Origin of the sequence: Parabacteroides gordonii MS-1 = DSM 23371, assembly GCF_000969825.1 — a bacterium.
GTDB classification, from domain to species: Bacteria; Bacteroidota; Bacteroidia; order Bacteroidales; family Tannerellaceae; genus Parabacteroides; species Parabacteroides gordonii.
The window spans coordinates 1,537,943-1,554,941 of record NZ_KQ033920.1 but is presented as its reverse complement, the minus strand read 5'-3'; the positions used below and the strand labels follow the sequence as shown (position 1 = coordinate 1,554,941).

Sequence of the window (16,999 nt, the reverse complement as noted above, 5' to 3'; positions counted from 1 at the left end):
TTATGATAAAAAACTTCGTATTCGTATTTAGTATCCTGCTACTGGTAGCCTGTAGCGGAGGAGGGAAAAGTAACCTGCCTGTTACACCTTCCGAAAGTGATTTGCAATTCCCCGACCTGGCAACCACCTGGGATGAAGGAATGCCCCTTGGTAACGCAACTGTCGGTGCACTGGTCTGGCAACGCGATTCGGCCTTGCGCCTGTCGCTGGATCGGACGGATCTCTGGGATCTTCGCCCGATGGATAGTATCTCTGGCCCTAACAACCGTTTCACGTGGGTCTGCGAACAAGTAAAGAAAAAGGATTATCTTCCCGTTCAGAAGAAATACGATCATCCGTATGATCAGCAGCCTGCACCATCGAAGATACCGGGTGCTGCGCTCGAATTTTCCCTGGAAGAACTGGGATCGCCTTCCGATGTGCACCTTTACCTGAACAATGCCCTTTGTGAGGCAACATGGGATAACGGTGCAACACTGAAGACCTTTGTCCATGCCACGGAACCTGTCGGCTGGTTCGTTTTCGAAAATCTCCCGGCAGCTATAACTCCTACATTAAGCTCACCGAAATATAATACCGGAGGAGCAGAGGCTGGAAACTCAGTGGAGGGACAGGATTTACGCCGTCTGGGCTATAAACAAGGCACGATCGATAAGGAATCCAATCAGATCACCTATCATCAGGAAGGCTGGAATGGCTTCTCTTACGATGTAAATGTCCGCTGGCAGCAAAAAGGAAATACCCTTTGCGGTGTCTGGAGCGTAACATCTTCTCTGGAAACAGATAAAGCAACCGAAAAGACGCAGGAAGCCATGACACGTGGTATCGACCGGGATTATCAGACGCACATGGATTTCTGGAAGAATTACTGGGCGCAATCGTCCGTTACCCTTCCTGATCCGGTTTTGCAGAAGCAATACGATAATGAAATGTATAAATACGGTTCGGCTACCCGCGAAAATTCCTATCCCATCTCTTTGCAGGCCGTATGGACAGCCGATAACGGCAAACTTCCCCCCTGGAAAGGCGATTACCACCATGATCTCAATACGCAGCTCAGTTATTGGCCGACTTATACCGGCAACCACCTGACCGAAGGTATGGGTTATCTGAATACGCTGTGGGACCAGCGTGATGTATATAAGGAATATACGAAAGAATATTTCGGGAAAGACGGAATGAATATTCCGGGTGTTTGTACCCTGCTGGGTGTCCCGATGGGAGGATGGATACAATATTCCATGTCGCAGACAGTCAGTGCCTGGCTGGCGCAACATTTCTACCTGCACTGGAAATATTCGGCCGACCGTGAATTCCTGAAAGACCGTGCCTATCCGTTCCTGAAGGATGTGGCAATCTTCCTCGAACAAATATCCATAGTCGATGCCGATGGAGTACGCAAACTGGCGATGAGTTCCAGCCCCGAGATTTTCGATAACTCCATCAATGCTTGGTTTAAGGATATGACGAACTACGATCTGGCCTTGATGCACTTTGCCTTCAATGCGGCATCCGAACTGGCGGCCGAGATGAATCTCCCGGAAGAATCGGCACATTGGAAGGAAATCGGCAGCCAGCTTCCCGACTATGACCTGGATAAAGATGGTGCCCTGACCTTTGCCAAAGGTTTTCCATACGATCAGTCCCACCGTCATTTCTCCCACGCGATGGCGATCCATCCGTTGGGTCTGCTGGATTGGAGCCAAGGTGAAAAGTCTCAGCAGATCATCCAGGCTACGCTGAAGAAATTGAAGGATTACGGCCCCGACTACTGGACGGGTTATTCCTATAGCTGGTTCGGTAATATGAAAGCCCGTGCCTTTGACGGCGAAGGGGCAGCGGAGGAACTGAGAACCTTTGCCGAATGTTTCTGCCTTCGTAATACGTTCCATGTAAATGGCGACCAGACGAAAAGCGGGAAGTCTAAATTCACTTATCGTCCGTTTACGCTGGAAGGTAACTTCGCTTTTGCTTCCGGCATCCAGGAGATGTTACTTCAAAGCCATACCGGTATCGTGCGTGTTTTCCCGGCTATCCCGGCCGGTTGGTCGGATGTCTCGTTCGATAATCTGCGGGCTATGGGGGCTTTCGTCATTTCTGCCGAAAAGAAAGCCGGCAAGATCGTGAAGCTCCGTGTCTATCCCGAGCAGGGCGGTACGTTGCGTATTGCTTTCCCGGCAGGCAGCAGTAAAGTCTCTGTCACCGGAAATGAAGGCGATGTAACGGAGGAAGCAGGCATTTATACGATTGAAACCCGGAAAGGACAATGGGTTGATATAAAAACGAAAGGTTAGTATCCTGCTATTCCTATTCAGGAAAGTTAGAAGGTGAATTAGAAGGCATGTTTTTTATTTAGTATGCGATTTAGAACAAATATCTCTAATCATATTCTGAAAATTTCCCTTGGATATGTAATTTTATAGTTCTTATTTATGAGACATTGATAAGTGAGTACGGGGGCTTACTGCCTATACAGAACATATGCTGCTGATTCAGAATGAAGAAGATTTGTCTTTTTTCGAACGGGATTTTTTCGATAGGTATAAGCTCCCCCTCGTATGGTCATATTGTTGGGTAATCGGGCTTTCGCTCGTTTACTTAATGTATGAAGAATTAGTTAATTCTATATTTTAACGGTCCTATCCCTACGTTGCGTTTGAAATATTTTCCGAAAAAAGACATATTGTTGAAATTTAAAGATTTGGCAATGTCTTGTATTGCAAGATTTGTTGACTTTAGTTGTATTTGGGCTTTCATTATTACCATTGAAGTAATGGTTTCGATGCATGTTTTTCCGGTTGTCTGTTTTATGACCGTACTTAAATGAGCCTGTGTTATTCCTAACTGGTCGGCGTACCAGGCTACATTACGTTGTTCGGTATAGTGCAACAAGACCAATCGATGAAAATTTATACTTATCTGCTCGTTTCTGGAATAGCGAGTTGGATAGATTATTGTTGTATTGTATAAACTTTCAACACCAAACCATATTCCTTTAAACAGATAAATCAGTATTTTGTCATTTAGTTTGGTTATGGATGAATTATATGTTTTAGTGAGGAATAAAAAATAATCTTTCATGAATTGTTCCGATTGTCTTTTTAACTCAATGACTGGTGCGTTTTTGATTGTATTAAACAGGTGTATGTTATTTATATGATTTTTATTAATAAAGTCAGAAGAGAAAGCTAGGATATAAATTTGTATATCTTCTTTTATAGCTTGTATTTGTAAGACTGTTTCAGGTAAGATTGTTATAAAACTACCAGGTTTGATTAAATAGTGATTCAAATCTATAAATATCTCCGCTTCACCTTTGAGGCAAAGAATAAACATTTCCATTTTCAACCAGCATAATGACTTAATATGCGGGTTGAGCAACTTCATATTTTCAGGTGTCAAGTACCCCATGAACCAGTCTTCTGAAATGTTAATTTCAGGATTGTTATATACTTTCATAATTTGCTTTACGGCTTGTTTGGGTATCTCAAAGGTAAACATATTTTATATTTGTTATAGTTAAATAATGATAAAATTATTATATATAGATAACAGGATCTTGCAATCTTGTTGATTTTGAAGTTATTTTGTATCCCATAAGATACAAATTATAAGATGAGATACAGAGAGTCGTATAGGGAGTTTTTTTTATATTTAAAGTTGAGATTCAAAATTGCTAAATCACAAATATTATTAAAAAACAGGGTGTTGGTTTTGCTGTTTTTAGGGGTGTTGTTTTTGATAATCAATCACTCTGCTTGCACGAATGGAAAAGATGGATCAATGGCTCATGTGGGTAAACTCCGCCTGAATTTAGTGGCCGATACCACTTCCCAAGGAAAAGGAATAAATTCCAGTTTAACAAAAGCAGTTTCAGATGAATTCGAACGTTTTTTGTCTGTTGATGATTATCGAATACAGATTTTGAGCAGCCAGGATACGATAAAATCGTATGACCGTTTTGGAAATATGCCGTCAGAGATAGAGTTACCGGAAGGCGATTACAGGTTGGTTGCTTCGAATGGTGATGATCTTCCCGCTGCTTTTGAAAATCCTTATTTTGAAGGAAACTCTTCTTTTGTGGTAAAAGAAAGTATGGATACTCCGTTGGAGGTCGTTTGTTCGTTGGGTAATGCGCGTGTGATGATTGAATATACCTCCGTATTCCAGGAAGCATACGAAGATTATGCCGTGTTGCTCAGTTCTCCTTTTATTGCTGACGAGTTTGAAATTGCCAAGGAAGAATCACGCCCTGCCTATCTCCAGGTTGCGAAGGAGGGAACGGATATGACAGTCCGGATCCGGGTACAGAAAAGGGGAGAAGAGCAGTCGAGTACATATCTTGTTCCTAATAAGATCAAGCTGGAACGCCGGCAGAATGTCCATTTGATATTTAAGACGGATGGCGGTGCTTTCAACGGGATCGGGCTGGATGTCGTGTTGGACAATGAATTGACTGATAAGGATATTCCTATAGATATTCCTGATTTCATGTGGGAAGAATTTACCAAGCCTGAATTGTATCCCGTTCACTTTAAATCGGAAGGTGAGGTGGAAGTACCTGTTGTGGATGGTGAATCCGGCAATGGCATGACGGTCGGTTTTAAAATGCTTGCCGGTGTAGGTTCTTTGCAGATCAAATATTGGAGAGACGATTTGCATGAAGAAGAGGCAGAGATCATAGACCTTGCCACGGATGAGGGTGTTGCTAAAGCAATAGCTCAAAAGTTTTCCTGGCAATCCGGTGAAAAGCAGAATCTCAATCTGAAAAACATAAAGAGCGGACAGATTTTCTTATGGGATGCCTTGAATAATCTGGAAGCACCGAGTCCGGAAGAAGGTGTTCCATTCTATTTGTATCATTTTTCCATTCAGGGGCATAATGCGAATGACAAACCGAAATATACGGATATAGTGAAATTTGATGTAAAGGTATTTGTACCTAAAGAAGATTAAGTAAAGTGTAATAGGAGATGAAAAAGAATATAGTATCTATTTTATGGTCGTTTGTTTTGTTGTGTACGGCAAGTTGCAGTCAAAATGAGGACGATGGCACGCCTTTTTTTCCGGATAATGCGGGTGGCTTGAACGTGGCTGCCAATATGTCTACGGAACAGGTGATACCGCTGATCACGCGGTCAGCCGATTTCAGTGATGTTTCGGCGGATGATTTCTATATTAAGATATTGAATGGCAAAGGAGAAGTCGCCAAAGAGTTCGCCTCGTTGACAGCCATGCGCGATGAAGGGTTACCTGTTATTCTGCCAACCGGCAATTACACGGCGTTTGCCTCTTCGTTCAAGCCTGACGGGGTAGCGGTTTCCAAGAATCCTTACTTTGAAGTGGAGGGCGAAAGCCATCCGTTTGTGATAGAGGAGAAGCGAACTACACAGGTGACTTTGAAATGTGTCTATGAAAGCTTGGGGGTAGAGCTGGCTTTGTCCGAACAGTTTCAGGAGTTGCTGGAAACGGAGTCTGAAAACTATGATTATAAGGTGAACGTGTCGAACGGCGAAGCTTCGTATGAGTTCTCGAAAGACGAAATGAATCCGGCTTATTTCTTGAAAGGTTGTGATGAATTGGTCGTGAGAGTGACCATGAAGATGGGCGGTAGGGATTATCCGGAACGTGTTTGGCGGATCACGAACCAAGGGAATGCGCCTAAGACGGGCGAGTATTATATCATCCGCCTGGATGCGGGCGACCAGCCGGAGACGGTATCTTTAAGAAGTGCATTAATGGAATAGGAGAATGAGTATGGTAAAACCGATTACATATTGGGCGTTGTGTTGCCTGCTGCTTTTCGTCTCATGCGAGATGAAAAAGGATTTGTTCGGACAGGGGCAAGGGAATGAAGAAGAGGGTGTGCCGGAAAATGTCGGCCTGCTGGATCTTCATGTAGTAGCGGAACGGGAAGCAGCCGTGCCTGGGACGAAAGGGGAGACGGAGAATGAGGATATATATTTGGCTACGGACGATTTCTGTGTCTCGATACTCGACAGCGTGGGGCAGGTGGTGAAAAGCTACGATTCGTATGCAGCATTGAAGGCGGATGGAGAATTGTTGTTGCCTGCCGGCAAATATACGATTCGGGCTTTTAGCGGCGACGATCCGGATGCCGGTTTCGATACTCCCTACTATGAAGGAGATACGACTTGCGTGGTTTCTGCCAAGGAAGTGGTGAAGATCGAAGCGAATTGTCGTTTATCGAACAAGAAAGTTCAGTTCGACCTTTCCGACCAGTTCTTCGACAGTTTTAGAAGTGATTATACGATCGTGGTGGACAACGGGACGGGGGTCTTAACGATCTCATCGGACGAGTTGCGTTCCGCCTATCTCCGAAATACCGGGACGTTACGCTTTACAATCTATACGACAACCTATAAAGGGGAATCCTATACCTATTCGTGCGACTTGTCGAAAGACGAACAGATCAAGGAACATAACAATTTGTATATCAAACTAGACGCTATTGACGCCCGACCGGATGAACCAGGTGAACCTTCGGATCCAGACAATCCCGACAACCCGGGACCGGATGAACCTTCGGAACCAGATGAACCGGAAGGACCGACAGATCCTGAAGAACCGGAATATCCTTCTTCCGCTCCGACCATCAAGGTGGATGTATCGTTGGTTGAAAAGAACTATATAATAGAGGTGCCTTCCGATTTCGTGGAGGTGGATAAGCCGGATGTGCCGGATACGCCTGGTGGGAATGAGCCGGGAGAGGGAGAACCGTCTACTGCTGATCCTGAGATAACCGGTACGATTGAAGGAAAAGCTTTTGATGTGAGTATGCCTCAAACGATTACTTCTAAAACAAAGAGTGCTGTGGTTTATTTATATCTGCCAACCGGACTGGATGCTCTGACGGTGGATGTTTCGATTGGAAAAGATATAAAACTACCATTGGATTTGTTGGATTCTTCTTCTTTGGCAGAGGTTAATGGTATTCTTTCCGGAATGGGTAAGGAATTGATAGTGCCCGGTAGGGGAGAAAAGGGAAAACTGAAGTTTGATATTTCTCCTTTCTTGGAAATGTTGGACAGTAACAACTCTTTCAGAATAAAGATAAGAGATAAAAACCAGAAAGAGGATCAAGCAACCATTGTCTTGAATAAAAAATAATTATGGAAATGAAGTTATTTACTGGTGCTATAAAATATATTACGGTTTACCTGTTGGCCGGCTTATTGGGGTCTTGTGTGGAAGATAAGAATAGTTTATGTCTGACCGGTGTCCTTTATTTGAATGTAGAGGAAGATGCGACCTTGTATACCAAGGCGCAAACGGGAGTTACTTTCGAGTCGCTTCGGGTAGATGTGTTGGATATGAATCGGGATACGGTCAATACATATAAAGATTATCTATCGGATGTAAAAGATCAGCGGATGACGCTTCCCGTGGGAAAATATATTGTTGCCGTCAGTTCGAATCATACTGGTGAGGCAGGTTGGGAAACCCCTTTGTATCGAGGAGAAGAAGAGGTTGAAGTCAAACAAGGGGAGATCACCAGTGCGCAAGTGGTTTGTAAGATTTCCAATACGAAAGTGTCGGTGTCGTATACTGAGGATATGAAAAAATATTTTTCTCACTACGGGACAACAATAAGCAACTCTTCTGGATCTTTGACATTTACCCGCGATGAATATCGTTCCGGTTATTTTACACCTGAGGAACTGACTATGTCGCTAAAACTGGTGAACCGGGATGGTAATGAGTTTGTGATTCGGAAGATATGTCCGGATGTGCAGCCTCAGCATCATTATAGATTCAATATAGGGGTGGCTAATCCTGGTGGAGGAGATCAGGAAGCAGGTGCTGATTTTGATGTAACGATTGATGAGGAACATGACGAAATAACGTATGATATTTTTATACGGGAAGAAAATTTGTTTGGTGTGGGAGTTTCCTCTTTTTCTTTGAGCGATAATTTTGTAAATGGAGTATTCTCTTTTCGGGAAAATTCAGAGACAATGCCGCAAATAGGGCTTACTTATAAAGTTGGTACGAAAACCAAATTCTCAAAAGTATTGGTTGAAACAACTTCACCTGTATTTGTAGAGGCCGGTTTGAGCAAGTTTGATTTGATGGATCCGCAAAGTGCAACTTCTGCACAGGCATTAGGACTTGGTAATCCTCCGACACCGAAGTTAGAAGAAAGTGCCGATTTTGTAGATTGTACCTGGGATTTGTCCGGATTGTTATCACATTTGAAGGCTGTAAACGACAAACCGACGGAGCATCCTTTCAAGGTAATTTTCGTAGATGACCGTAACCAGGAAAAAGAAGCATCGTTTACGATTAAAATCATGCCGAATGTAGCAGCTGCTGTCGAGGCCCCCATTTGTTGGACGACTTTTGCTGTGCTTCGGGGGATTACTGTTGATGAGACTGCTTATTTCCAATTGACATCATCTGATGGTTTAAATATTGATATTAAAGGTGTAAAGCGTACGGATGAAGGGAATGTATCGGCGTTGGTTATAGGGTTGAAGCCTGATGTTACTTATTCGTATAAATTGGCTTCAGTACAGGATCCGGCGATGGCATGTGGAGCTGTGGAGTTCAAGGTTGAGACGGCTTCGGTGGTTCCGAATTTAGGTTTTGAAGATTGGGGAACAAGGGAAGGAGAAGTTGATGCACCATTGGTAGGTGGTAAAAAAACTTACGTCTCTCCAAATGCAGGTTCTTCTGGTGCGATTTATTGGGAATCTGGAAATAGAGGAGCGATTGTCGGTAGTGGTAAGCCTGTTCTTACAAAAGAAACAACGGAAACAGCTCCTGTGGAATCTTCAAAAAAAGCGGCCTATTTGGCTTCTACGTGGGCAGGTGCTGCAGGTATGGGGGCTTTTTCTGCCGGTAGTATATTTTCAGGAATTGTAGAGTATGCAGGGCAAAAAGGAGCTGAACTTTTGTATGGGCAATCTTACAAGGGTTTCCCTGTTTCATTGAATGGTTGGTATAAATATGAACCGGGTACAATTAATTGGAAAAATAATGCAGGAACAACATCTTCAGAATTAGATAAAGGTATAATAAGCATCGCTTTATCTACTCAGAAGATAAGTGTAAAATCCTTGACTAAAGAGGCAGATAGTGAAAACAATAAGTTTAGGAAAAACTCAGAAGGTATTTTTGCCTATGGTGAAAAGATAATAACGGAAAATGTGGACACATATACGGAATTTTCTATACCATTGACGTATTATCAAGGGAAGATGCCTTCTCCCGGAACCCCTATATACATTATCATCATGGCTTCTTCAAGTAAAGATGGCGATGTGTTTACCGGTTCGACGAGCAGTGTCATGTATGTTGACGAATTTAGTTTGTCTTACGATTATAATCAAGAATGTTTGAAAGAAACGGAATATAAAGAAGTTCCCGTGAATCCAATTAATAACGAATAAATGAAAAAACATCTTTTTTTCCTGTTCCTATCCGTCCTCTGTTTTTCTTTGCCCGTCCAAGCAAAGAAAAACAAGTACGACCGTGGGATTGTCATGAAGACCTTTATCCCGAAAGGGCAATGGATGGTAGGTACAACGTTCTCATACTCCGAGCATGTGGACGATAATTTTGAATTTCTTTCCGTACTGAAAGATATAACGAGCGATGGATATACATTCAAGGTGACACCTTTGGTCAGCTATTTCATACGCGACAATATCAGTATCGGAGGACGCTTTGCTTATGGGCGTACCGTGACGAACCTGAATAACCTGTCTTTGGAGTTGGGGGATGATTTGAGTTTTGATGTCAGCGACTATAACAGTACTTCCAATACGTTTACTACTGCGGTCTTTTTACGTACCTACCTGAATTTGGGCGATAGCAAACGGTTCGGGTTGTTCAACGAGGCAAGGGTATCGTATGGCTATTCCGAAAGCAATGGAAGTTCCGGAACGGGAGTCGACCTCTCCGGCTTATACCAGTTGAAACATAACCTGAATATCGGTGTAGCACCCGGTATCACTGTATTCGTCAATGATTTTGCAGCCGTGGAAGCTTCCGTCAGTGTGGCAGGCCTTAATTTTAACTGGTACGATCAGACGCGTGATCAGGTATATAAAGGCAAACGTACTTCCAGTTCGGCAAATTTCAAGATCAATCTGCTGTCCGTAGATCTCGGCATAGTCTTTTATTTGTAACTGATTTATGAAGAAAGTAAAGCATTTCATACTATTTGGGGTTATTCTTGTTCTTTTGGCAGGATGTGTGAAGAACGATTTGCCTTATCCTACGATCGTGGGGGAAATCAATGAGTTTGCCTTGCAGGGGCAGACTCAGATGAAGATAGACAAAGGGGCGGCTGCGATTGCCGTCAAGGTTGCGGATAGTCTGGACTTGGCCAATCTTAAAATTGAGAAAATGATTGTGACAGACGGCATGACGGTGATCCCCGACGAAAAGGCGTGTTTCGACTTTGCGCATTTCCCGGATACCGGCTTTGTCCATGTGGACAGCTTGCCGCCTACGGCAGATACGCGAATGAATTTTAAGAAGCCTGTCTCTTTTATCCTTCGTCTTTATCAGGATTATCCGTGGAAAGTGACGGTAGAGCATGATATCCAACAACAGGTGACGGTGAAAAATCAGTTGGGTAGTGCGTTGATCGATAAGAATACGCACAATGTAATTGTATATGTAGACTCGCTTTTGCAACCTTCTTTGCGCAATATTGAGATTGAAACGTTGAGCCTGGGTGGTTCGACGGCAACGGTTATGCCCGATCTGAAGTCGGTTACCGACTTTACACGTCCCCGTACCTTCCTGTTTACCGCTTTCGGCGAGACGGAGGAGTGGACGGTCAGTGTCGCCTATCCGCCGGCGGGAATGTCTTTCACTTCAGTGTCGGCTTGGGCAAAGCATGCTTGTGTTATGGGAAATACACGGACGGGCATGGTTTCCGCTCGCTATCGGATGAAGCAGGAAGTGGAGACTAAGGCGGATACGAATGACCGCTGGGAAAATGTGCTTTCGAGCGAGATCGATATCGATGAAGCGGGCAACTTTACGTTGGAATTCACGCATCTCCAACCGGGCAAGGTCTATGAATATGAATTGACTGTCGATGGCGTCACGGAAGATGTGAAAACATTCGAGACGGAACCTATCCAATTGATCCCGAACCTTTCTTTGGACGATTGGTATAAAGACGGAAAAAGTTGGTATGCCAATCTGGATCTGGAACCGGAGAATTATTTTTGGGATTCTGGAAACAAAGGTTCCAATGCGGTAGGGGAAGCCAATCCGACTTCGCCGGAGACGAGCGATGTGGTTCGAGGCAAGGCGGCACGTCTGGAAAGTAAGACGGTGGCGGGTGTCTTCGCGGCTGGTAGTCTTTATACGGGAACATTCGGCAAGGTGGAGGGACTGAGCGGTGCTTCTTTGAATTTCGGTCGTCCTTATACGGGTCGTCCTTCGGCATTGAAAGGATATTATAAGTATAATTCTGGCGTGATCGACAAGACGAAAGCTCCTTATCTGGATTTGGCGGGGCGGCGTGATTCCTGCCATATTTATATGGCATTGTTTTCTGGATGGACGGCTCCTTTTCAGGTCAATACCAATACGGGAACGTTTGTCGATCTGACCTGGAACAATGAAAACCTTGTCGCTTTCGGGCAACTCATACAGGGTGAAACGGTAAAGGATTATATCCAGTTCCGTATCGACCTGGAATATTGCGACCAGACAACTAAACCGACATACATTCTCATCGTAGCCTCCGCCAGCAAATATGGCGATTTCTTTACGGGAAGCACGAGCAGCGTGTTGCTGTTGGATGAGTTGGAGTTGGTGTTTGAGTAATTGGCAATGGATAAATAATCTGCTTATCGAGTAAGCCCAAATCTACTCGATAAGTAGAGGGTCTGTCTACTTAATAAGTAGTTTTTACACTGCTTGCCGACAGGGTAAAGGACTGTTTGACAGGTAGGATGGAAATAGGTTGAATTCAGATTAAAAATTAAATATACCCGAAAACGTGGAAGATTTGGAAACGTGGTTCGGAGGGAAAGGACAAACGATATGACCATGAATAGAGTAATCAATTGGTGGATAAAAGGTGTACTGTTGGCTGGGATGATGATGTTGGCTGGGATGGCTGAGGCTGTAGATGTAAGTTCGGCTGAAGGGTTAGCAAGTGCAAATGGTTTTAAAGGTAAAGCTAATTGGAGTGGAAATAAGGTGACGTTGACTGGAAATGTGGAGTTAACGGAGACAATTACGATAAAGGCGGATGGTGATATTGTGTTGGAATTAAATGAGCATAATATTTATAATATATGGAAATTAGGAAATCGTAATAAAATTGACATATTTGATATAGAAAAAGGAACTTTAACAATACAAGGGAATGGTAGTGTTTATAATCAAGGTACTGATGGAAATTCAACGATATGGGTAAATGGAGGTACTTTGAATGTTAAAGCGAACATTTATAGTGAAAAATATGCTGCTATTACTATAACTGGTGGTTGTGTAAATATTTTTTCAGGAGATATTTCGAGTGAGGGTTCTAAAGAGGCTTTAGAAGTACAAGGAGGAACTATTAATATTAATGGGGGAACGATTAGAAATGAACGTTCTATAAATTCTTCTGTAGCATTAAAAATTGTTGGAGGTGCATTGAATGTTTTTGATGGTTATATTTACGCGAAAAGTGGAACTATTTCAGCTCATGCATTAGAGAAAAAAGGAGGAAATGTCCAAATAAAAGGAGGAAAATTTGGAGCTAGTTGTGCAACTGGGGAGAGAGCCATTGATTCAGATGTTGAATTTTCGAAAATATTTGTTCCCGGTTATGGTATAAATGGTAGTGACGCGGATAATTCAAAAACATCGATTAAAGGTACTGTCGAAATCAAACCAATCACATATAATGTCACCTATTTTGACGGTGAAACAGAGATAACAAGTGGAATCACTCCAACAGAATATACCGTTGAAACACTTCCTTTTAGTTTAAAAACTTTGAGTAAAGAGCATTATAACTTTGCGCATTGGCATTATGGTGAAAGGAATGTTGACAAGAATATCGTGGAAAATACGACTATTCAAGATACGACTGGGCATCTGAGTTTTACAGCCCATTTTACTCCTATTGAATATTCCATTATATATGAACGCAACGGCGGGCAAAAAGAATCAAATAATCCGGATACATATACCGTTGAGACAGTTTTTACTTTTGAAAGACCCATAAAACCTTTCTATAAATTCGAAGGTTGGTTTGACAATAAGAATTTCAGTGGTTCTCAAATAACAGAGTTGAATAAAAATTTCTATGGTAACCCTTTACGCCTTTACGCCAAGTGGAGCCCGGAACCGTATGAGGTGGATTTTTATGATGGGGATACGAAATATCAGATATACGACAATTATACACGCGATATAGAGAAGGGTATATCGGTTTTGCCAAAGCCGGAGAAACAAGATCGTGTTTTTACAGGCTGGAAACAAAAGGATGGAACATTGGTTGAATCTGTTTCTCCCGGAACTGAAAGTATGAATCTATATGCATCTTGGAAATTGATTGAATTTACAATTCAATATGATCCCCAAGGAGGGCAGATGGATCGACCGTCAATTCAGTACACATCAGACAAAATAGGTGGACTCACATGGCTTGCCGGAGAATCGGTATGGAAAGAAGGATATGCGTTTAAAGGTTGGTTCCCCAATACAGAATATAACGAAGATGAAAGAATTACAACCTTCCCGATAGATAAAAAGATGGGGACAACTTCTTCAACGGATGAATCAAAGGTGACAATCCGGTTATATGCCAAATGGGAAGAGGCTAACTATGATATTTTGTTTTTACCAAGAGGTGGAAGTGCTGTACGTAGTGAAGATTATAGTTTGGAAAACGGTGTACCGGAAAATAAAATGCCTAAAACAGAAAGAAGAGGTTGGGAGTTTTTGGGTTGGTTCGATCAACCTGAAGGAGGAAACAAGTATACTTCAATTGCTGCGCAACCGGGACCAGATAAGAAAAAGATAACTCTTTATGCGCATTGGAAAGCTTGTGATTATAAACTTGCTTATGTAACAAATGGAGGAACTCTTCCTGCTGATGTCAAAAAGACATACACCGTGGCAGAGGTTGTTACACTACCTGAGCCGAAGAAAGAACATTATGATTTTGTCGGATGGTTCACCGCGAATGAAGGGGGAACGAAATATATGGAGAATGTGTTTTATTACGAAACCGGTGATAAAACCCTTTATGCCCGATGGACACCGAAAATATATCATTTGTCGTTCGTAACGAATGGCGGTTCCGAAATCAAGGGTAGTTTCCCGTTTACGTATGGACAACCGATTGAAATAGATAAGCGTACTTATAAGACGAACTACGATTTTGAAGGTTGGTTTGTGGATGCCGGTTTTACTAAGCCGTATGATAAAAATACATCCGGAAGTATTGGCGGCGACCTCACCTTATACGCCAAATGGGGACCGAAGCACTACAAGATCCATTACGATATGTTTCACGGGGAAGAATTGCCCGATGATACCTATACGACAGAAGAGTCGAAACAGTTGCCGACGAATGCTATCCGTCCCGGATTTACATTTGCCGGTTGGTATGCCGACGATATGTTGACGGTGGGACCTGTAACGAAGATTGAAAAGGGTGAATCGGGCGACAAGACATTCTATGCCACCTGGAAACCTGGTTATATGGTTCGCTTTACCCAACCGGAAAACGGAAAGATCGAGGTAAAGCGGAGAGGAGACCTGTTGGTTTCGGGCGACAAGGTCGGGGAAGGCGTGGAGATCACGATCACGGCAACGCCTACGGATGCGAAGTATGGCCTGAAAGCCTTGTCGATCGGTGGAAAGACATACACCACCAGCCCTCAGACCATCAAAATGCCTGCAAACGACTTGTATATCTCCGCCATCTTTGAAGATGCGCGTACGGTAGCTTCCGCGCCGGAGATCATCACCGACCCGGAAAACACCGACAATATGCTTACGGGAACAGTTGTGAAAGTAACTCTCAAAAAGACGGATGAAAACACGACACTCTATTATTCGATCAGTGACAGTCCGAAACGGCTTTATGAAGAACCTTTCGAGGTGAGCACCGATGCAAAGCAACTCATTACCCTGAAAGCATTTGCAGTCAAGGAGGGTTATAAAGACGGAGTGACCGTGCGGGATATGGGATTCGGTGTGAAGAAACTACTGGTTACCTTCGATTTGCCGGCTGGCATTACCGCCATCAATCCGTTGGGAGGTGAGGTGGTTTCGGCAATCGCTTTCGGAGGTGCGTTTGAATTCTCTTTAGAAGTAGACAGGAACTATTTCCAGTCGTTGGATTCGATGACCGTATTGGCAAACGATTCCGTATTGACGGCAAACGCTAACGGCATTTATCGCGTGGAAGGCGCTTCCAAGGATGTGAAGATTACGGTGAAGGGATTGGAAAGCGTGACTTATACAGTTACTTTGGAACAAGCAGCGGAGGGAGGTCATATTCATTTTACGGAAGACGGTAGCGATGGTTCGCTTACGTTGCCTTGTTCTAAGCAGATTTCAGTAACGGCCGTGCCCGACCTGAACTATAAGTTCGGAGGTTGGAAGAACGGAAGCCAGGCCAATCCGGGCATTTTCACGATAACGAGCGATACGACATTGGAGGCTGTCTTTGTGCCGGATGCCAAATATTTTACGATTACCCTTCCTGTATTGGAAGGTGTGGCGGTCAAACCGTTGTCCGGTTATTCGACCGAAGTACTGCAAGGTGGTAAGTTCCATTTCTACCTGCGTTTTGCAGATGGATATCATGGAGAGAATCTGATCGTCAAGGCGAACGGAGTGGAGTTGACGGCGAATGAGGAAGGTGTGTATAGCCTGTATCGGATTGCCGGGAACTATTCCATCTCGCTGGAAGGAGTCGTGAAGGACAGTGTGAAATTGAAGTTGGCAGAGCATGTATCAGCCGTTGACATTGCGACGGCGACGGATGCGATGAAAGCCCGGCTCTATCCGGAGTCGATGATCTCCCTGTTGGCAACGGCTCCTGACGGACAGTATTTCTACAAATGGAATGACGGGAATAGTGATAACCCGCGTATCGTAACGGTTCGTGAGGCTTCCGGATTACTGCCATTGTTCCAGCCGAGATCTGGAAAAGGTGACTACGCCAAGATACAACTCCCGAACGTGGTCGGTGCAGGTGTCGGCGTGCAGGTGGATGTACATTCGGTTGAGGTAGGGGGCAAGATGCCGTTCAAAGTCGTGCTTCTGCCCGGATACAGTCAAAGCGAGGTGAAGGTCACCGCTAACGGCAAGTTATTGGAAGAGGGATTGTCCATGCGTGCCGCCAGTAAAAGTCATACTTTGGTCTATTCTCTTACCAATGTGGAAAAAGAGGTGAAAATTGAAATCGATGGTTTGAAACTTGATACTTACGAAGTGGAATGTTTAATGCCGGAGGGTGGGCGAGCATCGGTCAGTCCTTCCGGAAAGGTGAAATATGGTAGCCGGGTGACTTTCTTGGCTACTCCTGATCCGGGAAATATCTTTGTGAAGTGGGATGATGGGAATACCTTGAACCCGTATCCTTATGCGGTCAATGGGGATGTGAGTTTGCAGGCTGTGTTTATGCGGAGAGATATGGCCGTGGCAAATGAAAATATTCATTTGTCCGCAATACGAATGTATGTTTTGTCCGGCAGGTTGTATGTGGAAACTGCGGAAGATACTTTTTTAAGAGTTTGGGAGTTATCGGGACGGATGCTTTTAGAGAAAAGGATTCCGGAAGGATGTTCTTCACATGCTTTGCCGGAAGGTTGTTATTTGATTAAAGTAGGAAATACGGTAACCCAAAAAATAATTATTCGATAAATTTGAATTAAAGACATATGAGAGCAGTCAGAGTTGAATGATACAAACTCTGGCTGCTTTTTCCTTAAAAGGAAACTTTAATGTATTTTGTTGATGAAATCGGTAGTTGTATTGGTACAAATCT

The 16,999-nt window shown here is 43.6% G+C and carries 9 protein-coding genes; 8 read left to right on the top strand and 1 reads right to left on the bottom strand.

The window, feature by feature from the left end; all coding sequences use genetic code 11:
- The first annotated feature begins 2 nt into the window (after positions 1 to 2).
- On the top strand, positions 3 to 2,294 hold the full coding sequence (locus HMPREF1536_RS23440; RefSeq protein WP_028727324.1) for a glycosyl hydrolase family 95 catalytic domain-containing protein: 2,292 nt from the start codon (positions 3 to 5) through the stop codon (positions 2,292 to 2,294).
- Positions 2,295 to 2,613: 319 nt separating this feature from the next.
- Here the strand turns inward: HMPREF1536_RS23440 and HMPREF1536_RS23435 are convergent, their stop codons facing one another.
- Positions 2,614 to 3,501 carry a helix-turn-helix domain-containing protein gene (locus tag HMPREF1536_RS23435; RefSeq protein ID WP_225608049.1) on the bottom strand — a complete coding sequence of 296 codons (888 nt, stop codon included), beginning with the start codon at positions 3,499 to 3,501 and terminating at the stop codon, positions 2,614 to 2,616.
- Positions 3,502 to 3,738: 237 nt separating this feature from the next.
- Between HMPREF1536_RS23435 and HMPREF1536_RS23430 the strand changes: the two genes are divergently transcribed.
- From HMPREF1536_RS23430 to HMPREF1536_RS26780, 7 genes are all read left to right on the top strand, one after another.
- On the top strand, positions 3,739 to 4,956 hold the full coding sequence (locus HMPREF1536_RS23430) for a DUF4493 domain-containing protein (RefSeq protein WP_157395711.1): 1,218 nt from the start codon (positions 3,739 to 3,741) through the stop codon (positions 4,954 to 4,956).
- 17 nt (positions 4,957 to 4,973) lie between these two features.
- Complete coding sequence (locus HMPREF1536_RS23425) at positions 4,974 to 5,747, top strand: DUF4493 domain-containing protein (protein WP_028727326.1); 774 nt, start codon at positions 4,974 to 4,976, stop codon at positions 5,745 to 5,747.
- Positions 5,748 to 5,751: 4 nt separating this feature from the next.
- Positions 5,752 to 7,131: a DUF4493 domain-containing protein gene (locus HMPREF1536_RS23420; protein WP_081693290.1), complete on the top strand. Its 1,380-nt coding sequence runs from the start codon at positions 5,752 to 5,754 to the stop codon at positions 7,129 to 7,131.
- 77 nt (positions 7,132 to 7,208) lie between these two features.
- Positions 7,209 to 9,416 carry a DUF4493 domain-containing protein gene (locus tag HMPREF1536_RS23415; protein WP_167331496.1) on the top strand — a complete coding sequence of 736 codons (2,208 nt, stop codon included), beginning with the start codon at positions 7,209 to 7,211 and terminating at the stop codon, positions 9,414 to 9,416.
- Positions 9,417 to 10,157, top strand: a complete 741-nt coding sequence (locus HMPREF1536_RS23410) for a hypothetical protein (RefSeq protein ID WP_028727328.1) — start codon at positions 9,417 to 9,419, stop codon at positions 10,155 to 10,157.
- Between the two features lie 7 nt (positions 10,158 to 10,164).
- A complete protein-coding gene (locus tag HMPREF1536_RS23405) occupies positions 10,165 to 11,820 on the top strand; it encodes a PCMD domain-containing protein (protein WP_028727329.1) in 1,656 nt (551 codons plus the stop codon).
- Between the two features lie 225 nt (positions 11,821 to 12,045).
- Positions 12,046 to 16,875, top strand: a complete 4,830-nt coding sequence (locus HMPREF1536_RS26780) for an InlB B-repeat-containing protein (protein WP_028727330.1) — start codon at positions 12,046 to 12,048, stop codon at positions 16,873 to 16,875.
- The last annotated feature ends 124 nt before the right edge of the window (positions 16,876 to 16,999 follow it).

Coding starts and splice junctions, on each gene's coding strand:
- HMPREF1536_RS23440 (WP_028727324.1), top strand. CDS start 3: ATGATAAAAAACTTCGTATTCGTATTTAGTATCCTGCTACTGGTAGCC.
- HMPREF1536_RS23435 (WP_225608049.1), bottom strand. CDS start 3,501: ATGTTTACCTTTGAGATACCCAAACAAGCCGTAAAGCAAATTATGAAA.
- HMPREF1536_RS23425 (WP_028727326.1), top strand. CDS start 4,974: ATGAAAAAGAATATAGTATCTATTTTATGGTCGTTTGTTTTGTTGTGT.
- HMPREF1536_RS23420 (WP_081693290.1), top strand. CDS start 5,752: ATGAGTATGGTAAAACCGATTACATATTGGGCGTTGTGTTGCCTGCTG.
- HMPREF1536_RS23410 (WP_028727328.1), top strand. CDS start 9,417: ATGAAAAAACATCTTTTTTTCCTGTTCCTATCCGTCCTCTGTTTTTCT.
- HMPREF1536_RS23405 (WP_028727329.1), top strand. CDS start 10,165: ATGAAGAAAGTAAAGCATTTCATACTATTTGGGGTTATTCTTGTTCTT.
- HMPREF1536_RS26780 (WP_028727330.1), top strand. CDS start 12,046: ATGAATAGAGTAATCAATTGGTGGATAAAAGGTGTACTGTTGGCTGGG.